The sequence below is a fragment of the Pandoraea iniqua genome (assembly GCF_902459685.1).
Taxonomy (GTDB): Bacteria; Pseudomonadota; Gammaproteobacteria; order Burkholderiales; family Burkholderiaceae; genus Pandoraea; species Pandoraea iniqua.
In genome coordinates this window covers 27000-49581 of the sequence record NZ_CABPSF010000009.1, presented here as the reverse complement: position 1 = coordinate 49581, position 22582 = coordinate 27000, and the positions used below count along the sequence as shown (strand labels likewise).

Below are 22582 nucleotides of genomic sequence, written 5' to 3'. Positions count from 1 at the left end.
ATACGCTCGACTGGATGCGCTAGGACAAACCCTGATATATTTGGGGCCATCGTAGAATCCTCCTCAAGCAAGTGGAAACTTCTTGATCCAAATCAATTAGTTACACTTCGCTGTCAACCATGCGGGTGCCCGCCGCGTGTAATTGTGACGAAATGTAAAGTTTGTTAAATTGAATGTGGGTCTCGCCGCGTGGGTTGCGGCACGGGACTTTTTCTCTCAGGGATTTATCTCCATGCCGTATCTCGTCGATCCTGCCGCACAGGCTGCGAGACGTCGCGTGTCGCTTGACGATGCGTTGCACTCGCGTGCCGTGACGCCGGTATCGGACCTGCCCGCCGCAAGCGGCGTGGCGCTGCCACTCGAGGCGCCCGAGCCGGCCTCGCGCCCTGCGCGCGCCGTCGTGGCACGTCCGCTCGCGCAATCGGTAGCCCGAAAGATCGACGCCGCACGCGAAGCCGAGCGCACGCGTATCGCGCAAGAGATGCACGACGGGCTGGGCGCCCAACTCACGGCATTGCAACTGGTCGTGGCGCGCCTGTCGGTGCGACCGCCGGCCGATGCCGCCGAGTGGCAATCCCTCTGCACCCAGATTCAGAACGCCGCCAACGCGGCACAAGATGCCGCTGACGAGCTCGTCGGCCGCCACCGTCCGCCCGCACTCGACGCGGGCCTCGTGCCGGCGCTGCGCGTCTGGCTGCGCGGCTTTGGCGAGCAGAGCGGCCTCACGTGCATCTGGCGTTGCGACGACATCACACGCGAGCGCGTGGCCAATCTCACCCCCGACGCCATGCTCGCGCTGTACCGCATTGCGCAGGAAGCGCTGACGAATGTCGCCCGGCACGCACGCGCTACGCGTGTGGTCGTGGCGCTCGACAGCAGCCACCGCTCACTCAAACTTACGATTTCCGACGACGGTTGCGGCGTAGCCCGCGGCGCGCGTCGCAAGCACGGACATTTCGGACTGGTTGGTATGCGCGAGCGCTGTACGGCGCTCGGCGGCACGCTACGTATTGGCAGTGTTCAAGGATCGGGGACGCTCGTGAGCGCACGTCTTCCCTGGCACCAGATCCTGTCGGTCCCGACAGCGGCGCTCGCTGCCGGTCTCAAAGCCCCGGAATCGCTTGCCCTTCACGGATACGCATCATGACGCTTAGAGTGCTCATCGTCGACGACCACGCCATCGTGCGCCAGGGCGTCCGGCAGTTGCTCTCCGATAGCGGGAGCATCGCCGTTATCGGCGAAGCCGATTGCGGCGCGGAAGCGCTGGAGATGACAGAAGCCGCGCAGTGGGACATCGTCCTGCTAGACATTTCGCTACCCGACACGAACGGTCTCGAGATTCTCAAGACCCTGCGACGAAAACACCCGCGTCTGCCGGTGATGATCTTCAGTATGTACGGCGAAGGCCAGTTTGCCTTGCGTGCGCTCAAGGCCGGTGCTGCCGGTTATCTGAGCAAACGCTCGAACGCCCAGCAACTGGTGTCGGCCGTGCGTCAGGTGGCGGCGGGACGCAAGTACGTGAGCCCGATGGTGGCCGAGACGCTGGCCGACTACCTCGGACCGGACGCCGACCAGCCGCCGCACGAACGTCTGTCCGATCGCGAATACCAGACGCTGTGCATGATCGGCTCGGGCAAGCGCCTGACCGACATCGCCAACGCGCTCTCGCTCTCGGTGAAGACCGTCAGCGTGTACCGCACGCGCCTACTCGAGAAGATGCGGCTGAACAACAACGCCGAGCTCACGTATTACGTGATGCAACACGGTCTGGTCAGTGCCGAGATGGGACCGATGTGCGCCTGATCTTGCGCTTGATCGTGCGTCTAACTTGCGCCTAAGTTAGTAAGCGCAAACCGTAACACCCCTATTGCCGCCCCTCGGGCGGCAATATTTTTTCATCCCTGCAAAAAATATTTTGCACAGGGTGCCCGGTCTCGCGGTACCCGGCAATGTCGACCTGAGCGCCACAGTGTGCAGCGCAGGCCGTTACCTCTCCGAGCCTTACCGGACTTGAATTGGCGGCACTTTGCCCCTTTCCTTGCCGGATCAATCGTGGAGGAATTTCGTAGACTGGCTTACTAGCGTTTTTCCGACATCGACGATGCCAGTCGATGGGGGGCGGCAGAGCATTTTGCAAAACCACCCTAAATTTTCCCAAAGGCCGTCCGATATCCCCTACAACGGCGGCTTTCGGCGAATGGCTGTAAGGCCAAAGTTACGGCACTTACGCCGGAGCCAAAAATTTTGGGAAAGGAGTGGCTAAATGTCATCTGTCATCAATACCAATATCTTCTCGCTGGTTGCTCAACGTAACCTGAATACGTCGCAATCGGGCCTGCAGACCTCGATCACCCGTCTGTCGTCGGGCATGCGCATCAACAGCGCTGCTGACGATGCCGCCGGCCTCGCGATCACGGACCGCATGTCGGCCCAGATCAACGGCACGCAGCAAGCTCAGCGCAACGCCAACGACGGTATCTCGCTGGTGCAAACCGCTGCGGGCGCCCTGTCGTCGATCACGGACAACCTGCAACGTATCCGTACGCTGGCCGTTCAGTCGACGAACTCGACGAACTCGGCTTCGGACCGCGCTGCACTGGACCAAGAAGTTCAACAGCGTCTGGCTGAAGTGAACCGCCTGGCCACGCAAACGTCGTTCAACGGCCTGAACGTGCTCGACGGCTCGATGGGCACGGCGAACTTCCAAGTGGGTGCTAACGCTGGTCAGACCATCTCGGTCAACCTGCAACAAAGCATGACCATCTCCAGCATCGGCTCGGTCGCACAAACGACCTCGGCCACGAACCCGCTGAGCTTCACCGTTGCTGCCATGACCGTCCAACTGGGCGCAGGCACGGCAGTGAACGTCAAGGCCGGTACGTACAACAGCTCGGCAGACCTGGCAACGGCCATCAACACGGCTGCACAAAGCGCCGGTTTCACGGGCAACGTCGCTTCGGTCAACTCGGCTGGCGAAATCGCGGTCACCAACACCGATCCGACGCAAACGCTGACGATTGCTGGCGCTGACGCCACCACGCTGGGTCTGGCTGTGGCCGCTGGCGCCGCCGGTACGACGAGCACGTCGACCGCCGTCGCTTCGACGTTCTCGCAAACGCTGGCTACCGGCGATCTGGTCCTGACCGTGAACGGTAAGGCAACCAACATCACCGGCAAGATGAACAGCGCCACCGACCTGGCCAACGCGATCAACTCGTCGAACAGCGGCGTGAACGCGTATGTCGACACCGCCGGCAAGATGCACCTGAGCTCGGGTTCGTCGTTCCAGATCAGCGGCGGTACGGCGGCAACGCTGACCAAGCTGGGCCTGCCGACGACTGCCACGACGTACGCTACGAGCGGCAGCCTGGCACAAGCCGACGTGAAGACGGTCAACAGCGCCACGCTGATGCTGTCGCAAATCGACTCGGCCATCGGCACCGTCGACACGCTGCAATCGACCCTGGGCGCCATTCAAAACCGCTTCCAGTCGACGATTTCGAGCCTGTCGACCACGACGCAAAACCTGACCTCGGCGCGTTCGGGCGTGCAAGACACCGACTACGCTGCTGAAACGGCTAACCTGACCAAGTCGCAGATTCTGCAACAAGCAGGCATCTCGATGCTGGCTCAGGCAAACCAACTGCCGCAACAAGTGCTGAAGCTTCTCCAGTAAGCGCCTGTTTGGCATGGTGTAACGCCCGGCGGCAACTCGGCCGGGCCGCCGGCGGCGCCACCTTCACGGGGGGCGTCGCCGCAAGCATTACAAAGGCTGTAATTTTTTGCGCCGGCGTTTTGCGCGTTGAGCAACTAATTTAAAGAGTGAGCAATTTATGGCGACTACCGGCAGTTCTACAACGGGCTCTATTTCGTCACCGGGCATTGGCTCCGGGCTGGACGTCAACGCGCTCGTCACCAGTCTGATGCAGCCGGCCACGCAAAAGCTCAACTTGCTCAAGTCGCAAGAGGCCAGCTACCAGACCAAGGTATCGGCACTCGGCAGCCTGCAATCGGCACTTAGTTCGTTCCAAACGTCGCTGTCGGCGCTGTCCTCGGCATCGTCGTTCTTGCAAATGACGGCTACGCCGGGCGACGCGACGTTCCTGACCGCGTCGGCAGATACCACGGCGAAAGCGGGCAGCTACACGATCAACACGACCCAATTGGCGCAAGCGCAGAGCTTGACGACGTCGGGCGTGTCGGACCCCGCCGCCTCGATCGGCAGCGGCACGTCCACCAAGCTGACCTTCAGCTTCGGCACGATTTCGGGCGGCACGCTCACCAACGGCACGTACGCCGGCGCCAGCTTCTCGCCGAACGCGCAGCAAGCGCCGTTTAGCGTCACGATCACCAACACGAACAACTCGCTGCAAGGCATTCGCGACGCCATCAACGCCGCCAACGGCGGTGTGACGGCCACGATCGTGAACGACGGCAGCGCCACGCCGAACCGGTTGGTGCTGACTTCGACGCAGACCGGTCAGACGATGAGCATGAAAGTCGACGTCGCAGCAGGCGGCGACAGCACGCTCACGAACATGCTGGCGTACGACCCGACCGGCACGCAGAACCTGACGCAGACCGCAGCAGGCCAGAACGCCAACCTGACCATCAATGGTCTGGCGGTGTCGAGCCCGACCAATACCGTGAAGAGCGCCGTGCAGGGTCTGTCGATGACGCTGCTCAAGACCGGCTCGACCACGGTCAGCGTGAGCAACAACAGCGATGGCGTCAGCAAGTCGGTCAACGATTTCGTCACGGCGTACAACACGCTGCAATCGGCCATCGGCAAGCTGACGTATTTCGACAAGTCGAGCGCCACGCCGGGCAGCACCTCGAACAACAACGGTCCGCTGATCGGCGATACGACCACGCAGATGATCACCACGCAGATCCAGCAGATCCTGAACGGCAAGCTGCCGGGGGTCTCGGGGTCGGTGCTGACATCGCTGGCCGATATCGGCGTGACGTTCCAGGCTGGCGACGGCACCGGCAGCGCCACCGATACCTCGGGTCAGCTCGCGGTCGACTCGACCAAGCTGCAAAAGGCCATCGCTTCGGGCGGGTTCGCTCAGCTTGCCTCGCTGCTGGCGACCAACGGCACGACCACCGACAGCCTGATCAGCTACCAAGGCTCGACCAGCAATACGAAGCCGGGTCAGTACGACGTGGTGATTACGCGCCTGGCGACCCAGGGCACGCTCACGTCGAACGCCACGCTGGGCGCGAACACCATCATCGACGGCACCAACAACACGTTGACGGTGCAGGTCGACGGTAAGAGCACGTCGATCACCATCCCGAACGGCATCTACACGCCGGATAAGATGGCATCGGCGTTGCAAGCGGCCATCAACGGGAACTCGCAGTTCGTCACCAATGGCTCGTCGGTGACCGTCAAGCAAACCAACGGCGTTCTCTCGATTACGTCGAACCGTTATGGCTCCGCCTCGAACGTGCGCGTCACGTCGGGCAATGCCATGACCGCGCTGTTCGGCACCGGCGTGTCGCCGAGCACCGATGGCGTGGACGTCGGCGGCTCGATCGGCGGCGTGATCGCCACGGGCAGCGGTCAGTTTCTGACCGGCGCGGCAGGGTCGCAGACCGATGGCCTCAAGATTCAGGTCACCGGCACCAATCTCGGCAATCGCGGCACGATCAACTTTTCGCAAGGCTATGCGTCGCTGCTGTCGAATCAGGTCAGCAACTTCCTGAGCGCGAAGGGTGCGATCAGCACGGCCCAGTCGAACCTGAACGCCAGCATCAAGCAGGTGCAGCAACAGGAAAGCGACTGGCAGGACCAGATGACGCAGATGCAGAACCGCTATCTCGCCCAGTTCACGGCACTGGATGCGACGATGGCCAAGCTGCAAAACACCAGCGACTACCTCAAGCAGGTGCTCGGTGGTTCGTCCTCTTCGTCGTCCTCGAAGTAAGCGCACGGTACGCGCAATCACGTCCGCGCTCCGGAGAAAGTCATGTACGGTCAAAACGCCGCCAACGCGTATCGCAAGGTCGGACTCGAGACGGGCGTCATTGCCGCGAGTCCGCACCAGCTCATCATGATGCTGTTCGATGGTGCCAAAGCGGCCCTCACCAAAGCACGCGTGCATTTTGAAGATGGCCGCATCCCCGAGCGGGGTCAGGCGCTCTCGAAGGCCATCGGTATCATCGGCGGTCTGCGCGATGGTCTGGATATGGAAGTCGGCGGGGAACTGTCGCGTAACCTTGGCGATCTGTACGACTACATGGGGCGGCGTCTGCTTGAGGCAAATCTCGAGAACGACGTCGCCAAGGTACGAGAAGTCGACACCCTGCTCGACACGATTGCATCGGCCTGGCGAGAAATCGCGCCGGCCGCCGGCACGGGTGCCCCCGCCGCACAGGCGGGCACCGGAGTGCGCTATGAATGAAGCCACAACCTTGTTGAACTGCTACGAAAGCATTGCCGGCCTCACCGAGCGCATGCTCGGCGTCGCCCGTGAAGGCGACTGGGATGCCCTGATCGATCTCGAGACGCAGTACCGCGCCCAGGTCGACGCGATCAAGCAGCTCGACGCTGCCCTGCCGCTCAGCGAAGACGAGCGCGCGCGCAAGCATGCGATCATTCGCCGGATTCTCGCCGACGATGCCGCCATTCGCGACCTTGCGGTGCCGCGCCTTGCGCATCTCGACGCGATGATCAACAGCACGCGCCGTCAACGTGCGCTGCACGAAGTCTACGGTTTGAATCTGGGCGCCTGACGCACGCTCCGCAGCGCGGCGTCTTTCGTCTGTCATTTCGCAACACGCAATACGAAACACGGAGTACGGCATGGCCGGTCTCGACTCGGTAGTCGCCGCCACCCTCGCGCGGCGGCTCGATTCGCTGCTCGGCTTCGGGCAGGGCGTCTCGTCGTCTGCGGCGCCCGGCGCCGTTGCCGGTGCGCCGCCCGCCGGCGACGCGACGTCTGCACCGGCCAACCTCACCACCCAAACGTCTCAAGGTGCCACCGGCATCGGCAATGCGCCTGCGCAAACCGCAGGGCGCGTGCCCACGCCCGTGCAGCAAGCCACGCTCTCGGCGGCGGCGCGCACGATCGACACCATTCTGCGTCTCGCCCCTGAATCGCCCGGCCCGGTGCAGGCCGGCACCCCTGTCTGGCCGGCGGCCCCCGGTACGGGCGCACCGGCGCTGGCGCCGTTGGTCGCCGCAGCGCTCAAGGAAGCGCTGTCGGCGAGTGGCCTTTTTTACGAATCGCATCTTTCGCAGTGGGCCTCGGGCAGCCGCTCGTTCGAACAGTTGCAGGCCGAGCCGCAGTTGCGCTGGCCGGCGTCGGCCAACCTCGCGGCGCAATTGCGTGCTGCGGGCGCCGACGCGACGCTGCCGGGCCCCGGGCCCCTCACGCGTCTGCTCGGTCCGGCGGGCGGCGAGGCAGCCCTCGCCACCGGATGGCCGGCGTTGGGCGTCGGTTCGTTGCCATCCTTACCGTCGGCAGCGACGGCAGCGGCAGCGCCTCTGCAACCGGGCGTGGCCAATCAGGCGGACGGCGGCGACGGTGGTTTGCACACCAGTGCCAACTTGCCGAACACAGCGACCGCGCTGGCCCATGCCGCCAGCGTCGCGCATACGACCAGCAGCGTGTTGCCGACCGGCCGCGAGGCGGACGCACTCCTCGCGGGTGCCACCGATCCGTCAACGGCGAATGCCCAGCCGCACGGCGCCGCGGGCGCGATCGCAGCGGTAGCGAATACCCCCGCCGAAAGCGTGACGCTCGTGCGCCAGCAGCTCGACATGCTGGTCAATCCGCAATTTCAGTGGAACGGCATGGCGTGGCCCGGCGCGCCGATGGAGTGGCAGGTCGAAGAGCGTGCCGGTCAGCAAGCCCCGGGAGACGCGCCTGCGCCGTCGACGTGGCACACGCATTTACGTCTGACGCTGCCGTCACTGGGTACGGTCGATGTCACGCTCGGACTGTCGGGGCAGCAATTGCAGGCGCGGGTGCTGGCGGACTCTTCGGATTCGGCGACCACGTTGGCAGGGGAAGGCGAAGATCTGCGACAGCGGCTGGCTGCCGTCGGGCTCATCGCCAGTCAGTTGTCGTTCGGCGCGCTGGAAGCGCAAGCCGCGACGGCGGGGAACACCGCCGATGTCAGCGGGAATGCGGATGAGAGCGCCGCCGAACTGCCGGTGCCGGTCGCATCGCCCGGCGACACCCCCACGAGCGGAGGCACGGCATGACGCTGCCGCCGGAACGCCGCACCGCCGTCGCCCTCGCTTATGGTGCGAAGGACACCGCACCTCGTGTGGTGGCCAAGGGCTACGGTTTGCTTGCGGAGACCATCGTGCGCACGGCGCGCGAGCACGGTCTTTACGTGCATGAGTCGCCGGAGCTGGTCAGCCTGCTCATGCAGGTCGATCTCGATCAGCGCATCCCCGCGCAGCTGTATCAGGCCGTGGCGGAATTGCTCGCGTGGCTCTACAAACTGGAAGCGGGCCGAGGCGGCAAGCCGCCGCAATTGCCGCCGGGCATTTTGGGGCCGCAAGCCGATGCAGCGGCGTCCACTTCTACGGCTTCGCAAACGCCGACGGGCAACGACGCCTGAGTCGCATGGCACGGTGCGCGCTGCCTGTCGGCGCGCATCGTGAACCTTCTGATTTCTTCCCTTCGCAGTTTCAAGACGATTGCTCGTCAAGTGAGCGTTCATGCGGCTTTGCGCCGTGTCGTCACTGATTGAGAGCGCCGCCCCACGGGCACAGCCTGCCTCGCGTCACTAGCATGTCCTTCGAGTGTTTTGTCTTAGCGGCCAAGATGCTCGTCCTCTTCGACATGACCGACATGACTCGCTGACAAGGCACGCCCCATGCAAATCACACACAACCCATTCAATCCCGGTGCAGGCACCCCGCCGCCGACGCTTTCCGGGCGCGACGACGTACGCGAAAACCTGCACAACTGCGTTGCACGCCTGCTGTTGGGACGTCACGCCAACGGTCAGTTGCTGATCGGCCTGCGCGGCGTCGGCAAGACCGTGCTGCTCGAGCGTCTGGTGCATGACGCCGAACAACAAGGCGCCATCACCGTGCACCTTGAGGCTCCCGAGTTCAGATCGCTGCCGGCATCGCTGGCGAAAGCCCTTCGACTGGCGCTGTTGCGGATGAACCGTATTCAGTCGGCAAAAGATGCCGTGATTCGCGGGCTGCGTGCGCTGGCCGGTTTCGTTTCCGGACTCAAGTTGATCTATCACGACATCGAAGTGGGGTTGGACTACTCCCCCGAACCCGGTTTGGCGGATAGCGGCGATCTGGAGACGGACTTACGCGCGTTGCTTGTCGAGGCAGGCCACGCCGCCCGTTCGGCGAAGACGGTGCTCGCCATCTTCATCGACGAACTGCAATGCATGCCGAAGCGGGAAATGGCGGCGATGCTTTACGCATTGCATCGATGTGCGCAGTTGCAATTGCCGGTGATTTTGATTGGCGCGGGCTTGCCGCAGCTCATCAGTTTGGTGGGTGACGCAAAGTCGTACGCGGAGAGAATGTTCGAGATCTCGGATATCGGCCCTCTCTCTGAGATTGACGCGCGCAATGCGATCTCTGCACCGGCCGCACAGGAAGGCGTCGACATCACACCCGATGCGCTCAGTGCCATCGTCGAGCAGACCGGCGCCTATCCGTACTTTTTGCAGCAATGGGGAAAGCACGCCTGGAGCGCGGCCACGGAGAGTCCTATCACGGTGGCGCACGTCATCAGCGCATCCAGTGCGGCCGTCGAGGCGCTGGACAGGAACTTCTATCGCCTTCGCTTCAATCGCCTGACGCTGGCCGAGAGGCGCTATCTGCGCGCGATGGCCGAGCTTGGCGCAGGCCCACACTATTCAGACGTGGTCGCCGCCGAGCTGGGCAAGCCCGTCGAAACCCTCGAACCCGTGCGGAATGACCTCATCAGCAAGGGCATGCTCTACAGCGCCCCACAGGGTGACGCGGCCTTCACTGTGCCCCGCTTCCATGAGTTCCTGAAACGGGTCATGCCGGATTTACGGCTATGTGCAACCACCGAATAACCCCGGCATATACCTGCCCCGATTCGTTACTTATCAACGCCCCGAACCCGATGCTCCAGACTCATTCACCATTTATCTGCCGTGCCGCCGTGCAGGCGCGCCCACCTCACATGCCGTCAGCGCCCATAACGACGATCTCACACGCTGCGTTTCTCGAGCACATCGCGCGAACCGATGGCGGCATCTTTGCCGCATGGAACGGCAACGTCTGGCGGATCGAAGTGATCGACGGGATGACGTTGAAATTGCTGTCGCAGCCGGGCACCGGCCTCACGGCGACCTTCAATTGTCTGAACGATGTAGCGGACCACCTTCTTGCCCTTGGCATCGCCGAATACTCCGTGGTTCTCGACGAGGGCACCCGGGAGCCGGACGACTACGCAGACTGGCTCCGCGCGGCAGCCATTCAGGCACTACGCGAAGCGAACGACCCGACAACGGCATGGGTATCTCATGAAGCGTCAAACGATGCTGCTGATCGTCTGATTTCGGAACTGATGGCGAAAATAGCGGCGAGGGATGACGAGCAATGATTCCCATCTTCTGGACGCGTCGCGCCATCAGAGAAAGGCTCGACGCACTGCACTATCTGCTTTTGCGCAACGCCCGGGCGGCCCAGAGTCAATCAAAGGAGATTTCCAAACAGGTTTCCGTGCTTCACCGATTTCCGGCCATCGGCCGCCCCGGCGAAGCCCCGGGAACACGCGAACTGGTCATTCGCCGCACGCCGTTTCACACCGTCTATCAATATCGGTCTGAACTCCCGCGCGTTGAGATCGCCCGCCTATTGCACAACGCCCGCCACGGACGTTGACCCTCGTCGCCCAACAAAAAAGCCCCGTCATCGACGGGGCTTTTCATAAGGTCCGCGCTAGCGCGACCGGCCGGATAACCGAGCCCGGCACGCAAACTTGCGCGCGTTACCTCACACCTGCATGTTCATCACGGTTGTGTAGGCCGAAACGAGTTTGTTGCGCACTTGCAGGCTCATCTGGAAACCGATGTTGGCTTTTTGCAGATCGACCATCACGTCGTTCAGCCCCACACCCGGCTCGCCCATCTCAAATGCCTTGGCCTGCGTCTCCGCACCAGTCTGCGATGCCGACACGCGCTTGAGCGACGCTTCCAGCTCCGAGGCAAAGCCCCCCGTCGCCGACGCGGCACCCGCGCCAGCATTGGACGTGCCCAGCACCGAGCCCGCCGCCTGCGACGCTACGCTGCCCAGCTTCTGCAATACCGATTCGATCCCCGGAATGGCCATGATTTTTTGTCCTTAACAGGCGCCAGCCGCCCGCGCCGTCGCGCAGTCCCCACCGGTCAGCCTTTTATCAGTCACGTCGGAGCTTACCACCCCGTGGCAAGCCCCCAATACCCTAATTAGCGGCAAAACACCCGCCTAATCCTCAAAACGATTCCATATTCGCCGTCGAATAATCAGGACCATCGGCGTCGTGCGTACTCGGAAGCGGACCTTTCCATTCCTTATCGCACTCACGGTGCCACGCGTACCCGGAGAATTCTGTCGCATGTTAGTGAGCACTTCCACCGCGATGAACGTATTGTTGACGCTACTGGCGTGGAGCCGCGCATGAACGCCGCCACCCAGACGGCCGACGTCGCCGCCAAACCGCCTCTGCTCACGCAGTTGCGCTCGCGCGAGCGCCTGCCGCTGCTCGTCGGCGGGGCTGCCCTCATCGCGCTGCTGATCGCCGTGTTCCTGTGGAGCCGTGCGCCGGACTACAAGGTCCTCTACAGCAATCTGAGCGATCGCGATGGCGGTGCCATCATCACATCGCTGCAACAGATGAACGTGCCGTACAAGTTCGCCGAAGGCGGCGGTGCCATTCTGGTGCCGTCCGAGCAAGTGCACGACGTGCGCCTGCGTCTCGCCTCGCAAGGCCTGCCCAAGGGGGGTCTGGTTGGTTTCGAACTGATGGACAACCAGAAGTTCGGTATCAGCCAGTTCGCCGAACAGGTCAATTACCAGCGCGCCCTCGAAGGCGAACTCGCCCGCTCGGTCGAATCGCTCTCCGCCGTGCAGGCCGCCCGCGTGCATCTGGCCATCCCTAAGCCCTCGGTTTTCGTGCGCGAACAACAGAAGCCGAGCGCCTCGGTGCTCGTCACGCTCTACCCGGGCCGCGTGCTCGACGACGGTCAGGTCAGCGCCATCGTCCACATGGTGTCGTCCAGCGTGCCGGAACTGCCGGTCAAGAACGTCACCATCCTCGACCAGAACGGCAACCTGCTGTCGGCCCAGAGCGGCAACGCCCTCGGTCTGGACGCGAGCCAGCTCAAGTACGTGCGCGAACTGGAGCAGTCGTACGCCCGCCGCATCGAGTCGATCCTGAACCCGATCGTCGGTGCCGGTAACGTGCACGCGCAGGTGACGGCGGATGTCGACTTCAATCAGGTCGAACAAACCTCCGAGAACTACAAGCCGAATTCGGGCGAACAGGCCGTGCGCAGCCAGCAAAGCAGCGAAGCCACGCAGGTCGGTGCCAACCCGGCCGGCGGTGTCCCGGGTGCCTTGTCGAACCAGCCGCCGGGTCAGGCCACCGCCCCGATCACGCAGCAGCAGAACCAGTTCGTGCAGCAGGGTGCCAACGCGCCGGGCGGCGCCAGCGGCGCGCAGGGCCCGCAAGGTCCGCGCAGCGATCGCAAGGACGCCACGGTCAATTACGAAATCGACCGCACGATTCGCCACATCCAGCAAGCCACGGGCAGTCTGAAGCGCCTCTCGGCCGCCATCGTCGTGAATTACCGTCCGGGCGCAGACGCCAAGGGCAAGCCGGCCATGGTCGCGCTCACGCAAGCCCAGCTCGACCAGATTCAGAATCTGTCGAAGGAAGCCATCGGCTTCTCTGGCCAGCGCGGCGACACGCTGAACATCGTCAACAGCCCGTTCACGGTGGAAGAAGATCCGGAAGCCAACCTGCCGTGGTGGCGTCAGCGTCAGAACATCGAACTGGCCAAGCAAGTCGGCAAGTGGGCACTGATCACGCTGGTCGGTCTGTATCTGTGGTTTGGCGTGGTGCGCCCGGCCATTCGCAAGCATCTGGCACCGCCCCCGCCGGCCGAACCGACGATGGCAGGCGTCGCTGGCGGCGCCGCCGGTGGCGGCAGCGGTAGCGCGGGCGAAGACGGCGAAGATGGCGCGTCCGGCGCCAAGGGCGAACTCAGCGCTTACGAGCGCAACTTGCAGTACGCGCGTCAGGTCGCGCGACAGGATCCGAAGATCGTGGCAACGGTAGTGAAATCATGGGTGGGCGGCGATGAGCGCAGCTGAGGGACTCCAACGCAGCGCCATCCTGTTGATGTCGCTGGGTGAAGACGAGGCCGCGGAGGTTTTCAAGTACCTCGCGCCCCGGGAAGTGCAGAAGCTCGGCGCGGCCATGGCCTCGCTGCGACAAGTCACGCGCGACCAGATCGCCGACGTGCTGCAAGACTTCGTGCTCGAAGCCGAACAACATTCGGCCCTGTCGCTCGACTCGTCCGAATACATCCGCTCGGTGCTCAACAAGGCGCTCGGCAACGACAAGGCCGCCGGCCTGATCGAGCGCATTCTGCAAGGTGGCGACACCAGCGGCATCGAAGGCCTGAAGTGGATGGACTCGACGGCAGTCGCCGAACTGATCCGCCACGAGCACCCGCAGATCATCGCCACGATTCTGGTCCACCTCGACCGCGATCAGGCCTCGGAAGTGCTCGCGCTCTTCACCGAACGCCTGCGTAACGACGTGGTGCTGCGTATTGCGACGCTCGACGGCATTCAACCCGCCGCGCTGCGTGAACTCAACGATGTGCTCACCAAACTGCTCTCGGGCAGCGAGAACATCAAGCGCAGCCCGATGGGCGGCATTCGCACGGCCGCAGAAATTCTCAACTATCTGGGCGGCGTGCACGAAGAGTCGGTCATCGAAGCCGTGCGCAACTACGACTCGGACCTCGCGGCGAAGATCGTCGAAGAGATGTTCGTGTTCGAAAACCTGCTCGACGTGGAAGACCGCAGCATTCAGGTGCTGCTCAAGGAAATCGAGTCCGAGTCGCTCATCATTGCGCTCAAGGGTGCGCCGGTCGAGCTGCGCGAGAAGTTCTTCAAGAACATGTCGGCCCGCGCGGCCGAACTGTTGCGCGAAGACCTGGAGTCGCGCGGCCCGGTCCGCGTCTCGGAAGTCGAATCCGAACAGAAGAAGGTGCTGCAAGTGGTGCGGCGCCTGGCCGATCAGGGCGCCATCATGATTGGCGGCCGCGGCGACGACGCTTACGTGTAACCGGACGGGGCCCACGCGAATGTCGACCATCATCCCGAAAGAACGCCTCTCCGCCTGGCAACGCTGGGAGATGGCCTCGTTCGACCCGCCGCCGCCCCCGCCGCCCCCGCAACCCAAACCGCCGAGCCCGCTCGACGACCCCGCACTGGTCGCACAAATCGCCGCGTGGCGTGAAGAAGCGCGCGCCGAAGGGCACGCACAAGGTCACGCCGCCGGACACACCGAAGGCTATGCCGCCGGACAAGCCGCCGGTCAGGCCGAAGTGCAGGCCCGCGCCGCACAACTCGGTGACATCGCCCACGCGCTGGGCGATGCCGTGAATGCGATTGACCGCGAACTGGCCGAGCCGCTGCTCGGCCTCGCGCTCGACATCGCGCGTCAGGCGCTGCGTCAGACGCTCACCATCCGCCCCGAGACCCTGCTGCCGATCGTGCGCGACCTGCTCGCCAACGATCCGCTCACAGGCTCCCCGCGTCTGCTGCTCAATCCGGAAGACGTCGCACTCGTCGAAGCCCATGTCGGCGCCGAGTTGCAGGCCGCTGGCTGGACCGTGCGCGCCGACCCGGCCATCGAGCGTGGCGGCTGCAAGGCCGAAGCGGCCAGCGGCGAAGTCGATGCCACCGTCGCCACCCGCTGGGAGCGCGTCATGGCCGCGCTGGGCAAGGATTTGCCATGGTGAATGCCGAACTCACCCCACTCGCCGCCCATGCGCCGGTGCTGCCCAGCACCGAGAACACGCATGGCGACGCGCCCGCCACGTCTGCCACCGCTGGCCCGGCAACTGCGCCGGCCAACGACGGCACGTCGCCCAGCGTGCGGCTGTGGGATGAGATCGACACGCACGTGCAAGCCGGCGCCTTGCAGCCGGACGATCACGACGAAGCCCCCGACACGTCCGAATCCACCGACTCCACCGAATTGCACGATTCGGGCAATTCAAGCGATTCCATCGATGCGGACGACGCCGTAACGCACGCCGACGCACCGGCTGCCAGCGCATCGCACGCCCTCGGTGCCCGCGAAATTGCGCGCGACGCCCATCTGCGCCGCTGGCAGAACACCCTGCGCGAGCGCATCGCGCACGTGCACGCCATCGAACCGACGCGCCGCTGCGGCCGTCTGACGCGCGCCGCCGGTCTGGTGCTCGAAGCCGTGGGGCTGCGCCTGCCGGTCGGTGCCGGCTGCCTGATCGAGTTGCCCGTTCACGATGCATCGCGCGAACCGGCGACCGCCGAAGCGGAAGTCGTCGGCTTTGGCGGCGACCGTCTGTTTCTGATGCCGCAAACCGAAGTCACCGGCTTGTTGCCGGGCGCGCGCGTGTTCCCGATGGAACCGGCCGCCGACGGCCCGTTGCCCAGTCAGCGCCACAACGGCAAACGCCTGCCGGTGGGCGACGCCCTGCTCGGCCGCGTGGTCGACGCTGCCGGCCGCCCGCTCGACGACATCGGCCCGCTCGGCCTGACCGACAGCGCCTCGCTCGCCTCGGTGCCGATCAACCCGCTCGGGCGTGCCCCGATCGAGTCGGTGCTCGACGTCGGCGTGCGCGCGATCAACGCACTGCTGACCGTCGGACGCGGCCAGCGCATGGGCCTCTTCGCCGGGTCCGGTGTGGGCAAGAGCGTGTTGCTCGGCATGATGGCGCGCTTCACGCAGGCCGAAGTCATCGTCGTCGGCCTGATCGGCGAGCGCGGCCGCGAAGTGAAGGACTTCATCGAAAACATTCTCGGCCCGGACGGTCTGGCCCGCTCAGTGGTGGTGGCTGCGCCGGCCGACGTGTCGCCGCTGCTGCGTCTGCAAGGTGCGGCTTATGCGACCACGCTGGCCGAACACTTCCGCGATCAGGGCAAAGACGTGCTGCTGATCATGGATTCGCTGACCCGTTACGCCATGGCCCAGCGCGAAATCGCGCTCGCCATCGGTGAACCGCCTGCCACGAAAGGCTATCCGCCTTCGGTGTTTGCCAAGCTGCCGGCGCTCGTCGAGCGGGCCGGCAATGGCCCGGACGGCGGCGGCTCGATCACGGCGTTCTACACCGTGCTGACCGAAGGCGACGACCAGCAGGACCCGATTGCCGACTCGGCCCGCGCCATTCTCGACGGGCACATCGTGCTCTCGCGTCAGTTGGCGGAGTCGGGGCACTACCCGGCCATCGATATCGAACAATCCATCAGCCGCGCGATGGCGTCGCTCATCGACGACGCGCAGTTCGATACCGTGCGCCGCTTCAAACAGATGCTGTCTCGCTACCAGCGCAACCGCGACCTGATCAATGTGGGCGCGTACGCACCGGGTAGCGACCCGATGCTCGATCAGGCGATCGAGCTATATCCCCGTCTCGAAAGCTTCCTGCAACAAGGAATGCGCGAGCGGGCCGGCTATCCGGATGCCGTGCAGATGATGCACGGCCTGTTCCGTTAATCGGAGGTGTGGCTATGAATTCCACCCTGCCCCTGAAACTCCTGATCGAACTGGCTCAGAAGGACGTCGACGAAGCCGCACGCCTGCTGGGCGAGCGTCAGACCCAGCGCGCGGACGTCGAACGCCAGCTTGAAGCCCTGCGTCAGTACCGCCACGAGTACCGCACGCGCATGCAAACGGCCACCATTCAAGGCATGGCCGGTTGCGACTGGCGCAACTTCCAGCAGTTCATCGATACGCTCGACACCGCCATCGGCCAGCAGACCATGCTGCTCGAACAAGCGGAAGAGCGTCTCGCCGCGGCCCGCCGTGAATGGCAGGCCCAGCAGCGCCGCCTGAATTCCTTCGGCACGCTCGCCTCGCGCGAACAGGCCCGCACGACCTTGCGGGTGGCACGCCGCGAGCAGAAAGAAAACGACGAGTACGCCGCGCGCAGCCTGCGCCGCCGTGCCGAATCACCGATCTGAAGGACATAGGAGTCATCATGTCGATTCTGAGCTTCCTGCCCGATTCCGCAGGCGCCTCGCAGGCCGCGAATGCCGCGAGCCGCGCTGGCGCATCCAGCACCGGTTCCAGCACCGATAGCGGCGTGCTGCCGTTCTCGGCCGTGCTCTCGCAGCAGCAAACGCGCCAGACCGTGCCGACGCCGGTGAGCAACAACAACACCAACAACGCGTCGCAGTCACAAACGCAGCAGTCGCAGTCGTCGAACAACTCGACCAAGTCGACGGACAACGCGAACAACACGACGGCGCAGGCTGGGCAGACCGGCCAGACTGCGGCGTCGAAGAAGCCCACGCAACCGTCCAAATCGGCAGACGACGATAAAGACGGCGACGACGAAGCGCAGGCCAGCACCGCCGCACCGGCCGATCCGGCCGCCGCCGCCGCGCTGGCTGTCGCACTGGCCGCCATGAACGGTACGCCGCTGACCCCGCCGCCGCCCGCAGCCGCCGCTGCCGCATTGGCCACCGATGGCGCGACTGACGGCAAGCCGGGTACCGGTACCGGCGCCGCCATTGCCGCCGCCGTGAACGGCGCGCTGCAAGCCACCGGCGCCGCGCAACTGACCGGCCAGCCGCCGGTCGGTACCGCAGACACGGCAAGCACCACGGCCACGGCTGATACGAAGGCCCCGGCTGGCCCGGCAAGCACGAGCGCTGGCGTCGGCACCGCAGCGACGCCCGCCAAGACCGGCGGACTGTCGCTCGACGCCCTCGCCAAGAACGCCACCGCCACGCAAACCAGCGCACAACCGGCCGCGACCGACGCCAAAGCCCCTGCGACGCCAGTCGTCAGCGCCGACGCGCAGACGCAGCGTCTGGTCGATGCGATGGCCGCATCGCAAGGCGGGCGCGACGCTGCCGCACAGGCCGCCACGGTCGCCAATCAGGCCGCCGCCCAAGCCGCGCAGGCGACGACATCAGCCGTCGATGCCCAGCCGCAGTTGCAGGCACAGGCCGGTCTGCCGGCCACGCTGGCGCTGAATGCACGCGTCGGCACGCAAGACTGGAACAACCAGCTTTCGCAGCAAGTCGTGTGGCTGTCGTCGGCACACGCCCGAACGGCGCAACTGAGCCTGAACCCGCCCGATCTCGGCCCGCTGCACGTCGTGCTGAACGTGGCCAACGACTCGGCGCAGGCGATGTTCGTCTCGCAACACGCCGCCGTGCGCGACGCGGTGCAGGCCGCTCTGCCGCAACTGCGCGAAAGTCTCGCGAACAACGGCATCGCGTTGGGGAATGCCTCCGTGAGCGCCGACAGCTCCCAGCAGCAAGCCTTTGCCCAACAGGGTGCCAACGGCAACGGTGGCGGCAATGGCAGCGGGAATGGAAATGGGCGCGGCCTGCCGGGCTTCGGTCAGGGGGACGACGCTTCGCTCGCCGCCACGACCGTGAGCGTGCCGGTGCGCGTCTCCAATGGCTTGGTAGATACGTTCGCCTGATATTCGCCGAGTTAGCCGAGCCCCTTCAAATTGGGCTTCGGCCCGCGCAGCATAAGGGTTTGCGGTGTGTTCGCAGTGCAGTCATTGCGCGACGCGACGCCGCATTACCCTAAAGCACACGGGTTTTTCTGCCGTTAAGACAAAGACGCGAGTTAGACGCGATTGTCCCTTCTTTTCGGCCGATCACCCGGTGGCGGGTTGGCCGACAATCATTACCCAATAGCAGGCGAATACATGGCAAATCCCGCACCCACGCAAGCGGCCGCTCCCTCGGGGGGAGGTATGCGCAAATGGATCCTGTTGATCGTCGCGGTGGCATTGATGGCCGCCGCCGGCGCGGCGACTGCGGTGTATCTGCTGACCGGACACAACGAGACGGCCAAAGCGCCGCCGCCGCCCCCGCCGCCCGTGTTCGTAGGTATGGACCCGTTCACGGTGAACCTGTCGGGCGAGGACGGCGAGCGTTACCTGCATATCGGTCTCTCGCTCAAGGTGGCAGACGCCGAGACGCAGGCCCGCATCACGCAGCACATGCCCGAAGTGCGTAGCCGCGTGTTGTTGCTGCTTTCGTCCAAGCAGCCGCAGGACCTGGCCACGATCGACGGCAAGCGCCGTCTGGCGAGCGAAATCCGCACGCTGGTCGCGCAACCGTTTGCGGCCAACATGCCACAACAGGCTGTGGGCGAAGTGCTGTTCACCGCGTTTGTAATTCAGTGAGTGATTCATGGCGCATGAGGAGTTCCTGTCGCAGGAAGAAGTCGATGCCCTTCTGAAGGGTGTCACCGGCGAACAGGATGACCGGTCGGAGTCGGAAGATCATTCCGGCATCCGTCCATACAACATCGCGACGCAAGAGCGCATCGTGCGCGGGCGCATGCCCACGCTCGAGATCATCAACGACCGCTTCTCGCGCCTGTTCCGCATCGCGCTGTTCAACTTCATGCGCCGCAGCGCCGAAATTTCGGTCAGCCCGGTGCGCGTGCAGAAGTACAGCGAGTTCATCCGTAACCTGCCCGTCCCGACCAACCTCAATCTGGTCCACATCAAACCGCTGCGCGGCACGGCCCTGTTCGTGTTCGATCCGAACCTCGTGTTCCTCGTGGTGGATAACCTGTTCGGCGGCGACGGCCGGTTCCATACCCGCGTCGAAGGGCGCGACTTCACGCAGACCGAGCAGCGCATCATCGCGCGCCTGCTCGATCTGGTGTTCGAGAACTACGGCGCGTCGTGGAAGCCGGTGCATCCGGTCGAATTCGAATACGTGCGCGCCGAAATGCACACGCAGTTCGCCAACGTCGCCACGCCCAACGAAGTGGTGGTCACCACCACGTTCGATATCGAGTTCGGCTCGGTCGGCGGCGAATTCCATATCTGCATGCCGTACTCGATGATCGAGCCCCTGCGCGACCAGCTCTCGAGCCCGCTGCAAGGCGAGACGCTCGAAGTCGACAAGCGCTGGGTGCGGCTGCTCTCGCAGCAGGTGCAGGCCGCCGATGTGGAAATCGTGACCAACCTCTCGCAAATCGACATGACGCTCTCGCAGCTGCTCAACATGCGCGTGGGCGATGTGATTCCGCTCGACGTGCCCGAGCTGCTCGAAGCCAAGGTCGACGGCGTGCCGGTCATGCATTGCAATTACGGCGTCTTCAACGGTCAATACGCTTTGCGCGTGAACCAGATGATCAACCATTCGCATAGCGATTACACGAAGGACAACGAGTGATGAGCGATACCCCTCAAACGCCCGGTGACGACGCCCAGGCCATGGCGGACGAGTGGGCCAGTGCCATGGCGGAGCAGACCGCGGCCGAGCCGGCACCCGCCGCCGCAGCCCCGGCAGCCGCGCCCGTGTTCCAGCCGCTCGCAGCGGCCGCCGGCAACCCGGCAGGCGCCACGCATAACGACATCGATCTGATTCTCGACATCCCGGTGCAGATGACCGTGGAGCTGGGCCGCACGAAGATCGCCATTAAGAACCTGCTGCAACTGGCACAAGGCTCGGTGGTGGAACTCGACGGCATGGCCGGTGAGCCGATGGATGTGCTGGTCAACGGCTGCCTCATCGCGCAAGGCGAAGTGGTGGTCGTGAACGACAAGTTCGGCATTCGCCTGACTGATATCATCACGCCATCCGAACGCATCCGTAAGCTCAACCGATGATTGCAACGAAAGTCCACGGCCTGCCCGTGAGGCGCGCCTTGGCACAAGCAGCAGCGCTCGCGAAGCCGCGAGCGTGGCTGCCGGGCGCACGCTCCTGCGGCATCACAGCTGGTATTGCGGCCGATATTGCGGCCGATTGCGCATCCTCCTGCCCGGCACGTCTCGCCGGTCTGTTCCGCCTCCCATTCAGTCTCTTCACTGCCTTCACTGCCTCCACGCTGCTCATGGCGAACGCCGCGCACGCGCAAGGCACCGCGTCGCAAGCGGCGGCCGTGCCGAGTCTGGGCGGCGCCGGCATCGTGCAGACCGGGCTGGGCCTCGTGTTCGTGCTCGCGCTGCTCTTCGGGCTGGCGTGGCTCGCCAAACGATTCGGCCTGCAACGCCCGCTGGGTGGCGGCAACGTGCGCATTGTCGGCAGCGCCGCCGTGGGCCAGCGCGAACGCGTGGTCGTGGTGGAAGTTGCGGGTGACTGGGTGGTACTGGGCGTTGCCCCGGGGCAAGTCCGTGCCTTGCACACCATCGACGCCCAGCGCGTCGCCGACCTGCCCGCCACGCCGAGCGGCCCGCATCCGGGTGCGCAGGCCAACCGCGCCGCGCAAGCCTTTGCGCAAAAGCTGCGCGAATCGATGAAAAAGGATTCCTGATGTCTCGTGCCTGGCTGCCCGCCGAGTGGAAACTGGGCTTGGCGCTCGGACTGGCATTGCTCTGCGCCGTCGCCCTGCCGGGCACGGCCATGGCACAGGCCACCCTGCCGGCGCTCACCACCACGCCCGCCCCGGGCGGCGGACAGACGTATTCGCTGTCCGTGCAGACGATGTTGCTGCTCACATCGCTGGGCTTCCTGCCCGCGATGTTGCTGATGATGACCGCCTTCACGCGCATCATCATCGTGCTCTCGCTGCTGCGTCACGCCATCGGCGTGACCACCTCGCCGCCCAACCAGATTCTCATCGGACTGGCGCTGTTCCTGACCTTCTTCGTGATGTCGCCGGTGTTCGACAAGGCGTACACCGACGCCTATCAGCCGTTCGCCGCCAACAAGATCAGCTTCGAACAGGCCATCGACACCGGTGCCAAGCCGTTCCACGCGTTCATGCTCAAGCAGACCCGCGAAGCCGATCTCGCGCTCTTCGCCAAGCTGGCCAAGACACCGCCGATGAACGGCCCGGAAGACGTACCGATGCGCATTCTCGTGCCGGCCTTCGCCACGAGCGAGTTGAAAACGGCCTTCCAGATCGGTTTCACGATCTTCATCCCGTTCCTGATCATCGATCTGGTGGTCGCGAGCGTGCTGATGGCCATGGGGATGATGATGGTCTCGCCCTCCACCGTGTCGCTGCCGTTCAAGCTGATGCTGTTCGTGGTGGTCGATGGCTGGCAACTGCTGCTGGGCTCGTTGGCCCAGAGCTTCAACATGTAGCGGGGAGGCACGCCGAATGACTCCGGAAACCGTCATGGCGCTGGCCCATCAGGCCATGCAAGTCACGCTGTTGCTGGCTGGCCCGCTGCTGCTCGTCGCACTCGTCTCGGGTTTGCTCGTGAGCCTGTTTCAGGCCGCTACGCAGATCAATGAAATGACGTTGTCGTTCATTCCGAAGCTGCTGGCCGTGTTCATCACGCTGGTCGTGGCCGGACCGTGGATGCTCAACCTCATGGTCGACTACATGAAGCAGTTGCTCACCGGCATTCCCGGCCTCGTCAGCTAAGGCGGGCCGAGTCATGCCACGGCACGCCGCCCTCTCCC

The 22582-nt window shown here is 64.4% G+C and carries 24 protein-coding genes; 23 read left to right on the top strand and 1 reads right to left on the bottom strand.

The window, feature by feature from the left end; genetic code table 11:
- Window positions 1–232: 232 nt before the first annotated feature.
- From PIN31009_RS23995 to PIN31009_RS23945, 11 genes are all read left to right on the top strand, one after another.
- Window positions 233–1147 carry a sensor histidine kinase gene (locus PIN31009_RS23995; RefSeq protein ID WP_150791777.1) on the top strand — a complete coding sequence of 305 codons (915 nt, stop codon included), beginning with the start codon at window positions 233–235 and terminating at the stop codon, window positions 1145–1147.
- Entirely contained in the window at window positions 1144–1803 is a 660-nt protein-coding gene (locus PIN31009_RS23990; protein ID WP_058376530.1) for a response regulator, read from the top strand. The genes PIN31009_RS23995 and PIN31009_RS23990 overlap by 4 nt, the downstream gene beginning before the upstream one ends.
- 460 nt (window positions 1804–2263) lie before the next feature.
- Window positions 2264–3676: a flagellin N-terminal helical domain-containing protein gene (locus PIN31009_RS23985; RefSeq protein ID WP_087690963.1), complete on the top strand. Its 1413-nt coding sequence runs from the start codon at window positions 2264–2266 to the stop codon at window positions 3674–3676.
- Window positions 3677–3833: 157 nt separating this feature from the next.
- On the top strand, window positions 3834–5936 hold the full coding sequence (fliD, locus tag PIN31009_RS23980) for a flagellar filament capping protein FliD (RefSeq protein ID WP_150791776.1): 2103 nt from the start codon (window positions 3834–3836) through the stop codon (window positions 5934–5936).
- Between the two features lie 42 nt (window positions 5937–5978).
- A complete protein-coding gene (gene fliS / locus PIN31009_RS23975; protein ID WP_058376533.1) occupies window positions 5979–6413 on the top strand; it encodes a flagellar export chaperone FliS in 435 nt (144 codons plus the stop codon).
- A complete protein-coding gene (locus tag PIN31009_RS23970; protein WP_058376534.1) occupies window positions 6406–6744 on the top strand; it encodes a flagellar protein FliT in 339 nt (112 codons plus the stop codon). Before fliS ends, PIN31009_RS23970 begins: the two co-directional genes overlap by 8 nt.
- A gap of 70 nt (window positions 6745–6814) precedes the next feature.
- Window positions 6815–8221 carry a flagellar hook-length control protein FliK gene (gene fliK, locus PIN31009_RS23965; protein WP_150791775.1) on the top strand — a complete coding sequence of 469 codons (1407 nt, stop codon included), beginning with the start codon at window positions 6815–6817 and terminating at the stop codon, window positions 8219–8221.
- Window positions 8218–8586: an EscU/YscU/HrcU family type III secretion system export apparatus switch protein gene (locus PIN31009_RS23960; protein WP_150791774.1), complete on the top strand. Its 369-nt coding sequence runs from the start codon at window positions 8218–8220 to the stop codon at window positions 8584–8586. The genes fliK and PIN31009_RS23960 overlap by 4 nt, the downstream gene beginning before the upstream one ends.
- Window positions 8587–8844: 258 nt before the next feature.
- Window positions 8845–10044, top strand: coding sequence for an ATP-binding protein (locus PIN31009_RS23955; RefSeq protein WP_150791773.1), 1200 nt, complete (start codon window positions 8845–8847; stop codon window positions 10042–10044).
- Between the two features lie 50 nt (window positions 10045–10094).
- Entirely contained in the window at window positions 10095–10577 is a 483-nt protein-coding gene (locus tag PIN31009_RS23950; RefSeq protein ID WP_150791772.1) for a hypothetical protein, read from the top strand.
- Entirely contained in the window at window positions 10574–10858 is a 285-nt protein-coding gene (locus PIN31009_RS23945) for a type II toxin-antitoxin system RelE/ParE family toxin (RefSeq protein ID WP_087721925.1), read from the top strand. The genes PIN31009_RS23950 and PIN31009_RS23945 overlap by 4 nt, the downstream gene beginning before the upstream one ends.
- A 111-nt stretch (window positions 10859–10969) precedes the next feature.
- On the opposite strand, the gene fliE is transcribed toward PIN31009_RS23945, so the two are convergent.
- Window positions 10970–11305, bottom strand: coding sequence for a flagellar hook-basal body complex protein FliE (gene fliE / locus PIN31009_RS23940; RefSeq protein WP_058376538.1), 336 nt, complete (start codon window positions 11303–11305; stop codon window positions 10970–10972).
- A gap of 327 nt (window positions 11306–11632) precedes the next feature.
- Between fliE and fliF the strand changes: the two genes are divergently transcribed.
- From fliF to fliQ, 12 genes are all read left to right on the top strand, one after another.
- Window positions 11633–13330, top strand: coding sequence for a flagellar basal-body MS-ring/collar protein FliF (gene fliF / locus PIN31009_RS23935; RefSeq protein WP_150791771.1), 1698 nt, complete (start codon window positions 11633–11635; stop codon window positions 13328–13330).
- Entirely contained in the window at window positions 13317–14315 is a 999-nt protein-coding gene (gene fliG / locus PIN31009_RS23930) for a flagellar motor switch protein FliG (RefSeq protein WP_084656486.1), read from the top strand. Before fliF ends, fliG begins: the two co-directional genes overlap by 14 nt.
- Before the next feature lie 19 nt (window positions 14316–14334).
- Window positions 14335–14994, top strand: coding sequence for a flagellar assembly protein FliH (fliH, locus tag PIN31009_RS23925; protein ID WP_150791770.1), 660 nt, complete (start codon window positions 14335–14337; stop codon window positions 14992–14994).
- Between the two features lie 152 nt (window positions 14995–15146).
- The gene (fliI, locus tag PIN31009_RS23920) at window positions 15147–16733 is read left to right on the top strand and encodes a flagellar protein export ATPase FliI (protein ID WP_425495514.1); all 1587 of its coding nucleotides are present in this window, start codon (window positions 15147–15149) and stop codon (window positions 16731–16733) included.
- A gap of 14 nt (window positions 16734–16747) precedes the next feature.
- Window positions 16748–17200 (top strand): flagellar export protein FliJ, encoded by a 453-nt coding sequence (gene fliJ / locus PIN31009_RS23915; RefSeq protein ID WP_150791769.1) that lies wholly within the window; start codon window positions 16748–16750, stop codon window positions 17198–17200.
- Window positions 17201–17217: 17 nt separating this feature from the next.
- Complete coding sequence (locus PIN31009_RS23910) at window positions 17218–18678, top strand: flagellar hook-length control protein FliK (protein WP_150791768.1); 1461 nt, start codon at window positions 17218–17220, stop codon at window positions 18676–18678.
- Window positions 18679–18912: 234 nt separating this feature from the next.
- Window positions 18913–19395, top strand: a complete 483-nt coding sequence (fliL, locus tag PIN31009_RS23905) for a flagellar basal body-associated protein FliL (protein ID WP_058376543.1) — start codon at window positions 18913–18915, stop codon at window positions 19393–19395.
- Window positions 19396–19402: 7 nt separating this feature from the next.
- The gene (gene fliM, locus PIN31009_RS23900) at window positions 19403–20401 is read left to right on the top strand and encodes a flagellar motor switch protein FliM (RefSeq protein ID WP_058376544.1); all 999 of its coding nucleotides are present in this window, start codon (window positions 19403–19405) and stop codon (window positions 20399–20401) included.
- On the top strand, window positions 20401–20838 hold the full coding sequence (gene fliN, locus PIN31009_RS23895; protein WP_150682517.1) for a flagellar motor switch protein FliN: 438 nt from the start codon (window positions 20401–20403) through the stop codon (window positions 20836–20838). The genes fliM and fliN overlap by 1 nt, the downstream gene beginning before the upstream one ends.
- 38 nt (window positions 20839–20876) lie before the next feature.
- Window positions 20877–21482: a flagellar biosynthetic protein FliO gene (fliO, locus tag PIN31009_RS23890; RefSeq protein WP_246185828.1), complete on the top strand. Its 606-nt coding sequence runs from the start codon at window positions 20877–20879 to the stop codon at window positions 21480–21482.
- 89 nt (window positions 21483–21571) lie between these two features.
- On the top strand, window positions 21572–22258 hold the full coding sequence (gene fliP, locus PIN31009_RS23885; protein ID WP_140413304.1) for a flagellar type III secretion system pore protein FliP: 687 nt from the start codon (window positions 21572–21574) through the stop codon (window positions 22256–22258).
- 16 nt (window positions 22259–22274) lie between these two features.
- Entirely contained in the window at window positions 22275–22544 is a 270-nt protein-coding gene (gene fliQ / locus PIN31009_RS23880; protein WP_058376547.1) for a flagellar biosynthesis protein FliQ, read from the top strand.
- Window positions 22545–22582 lie beyond the last annotated feature (38 nt).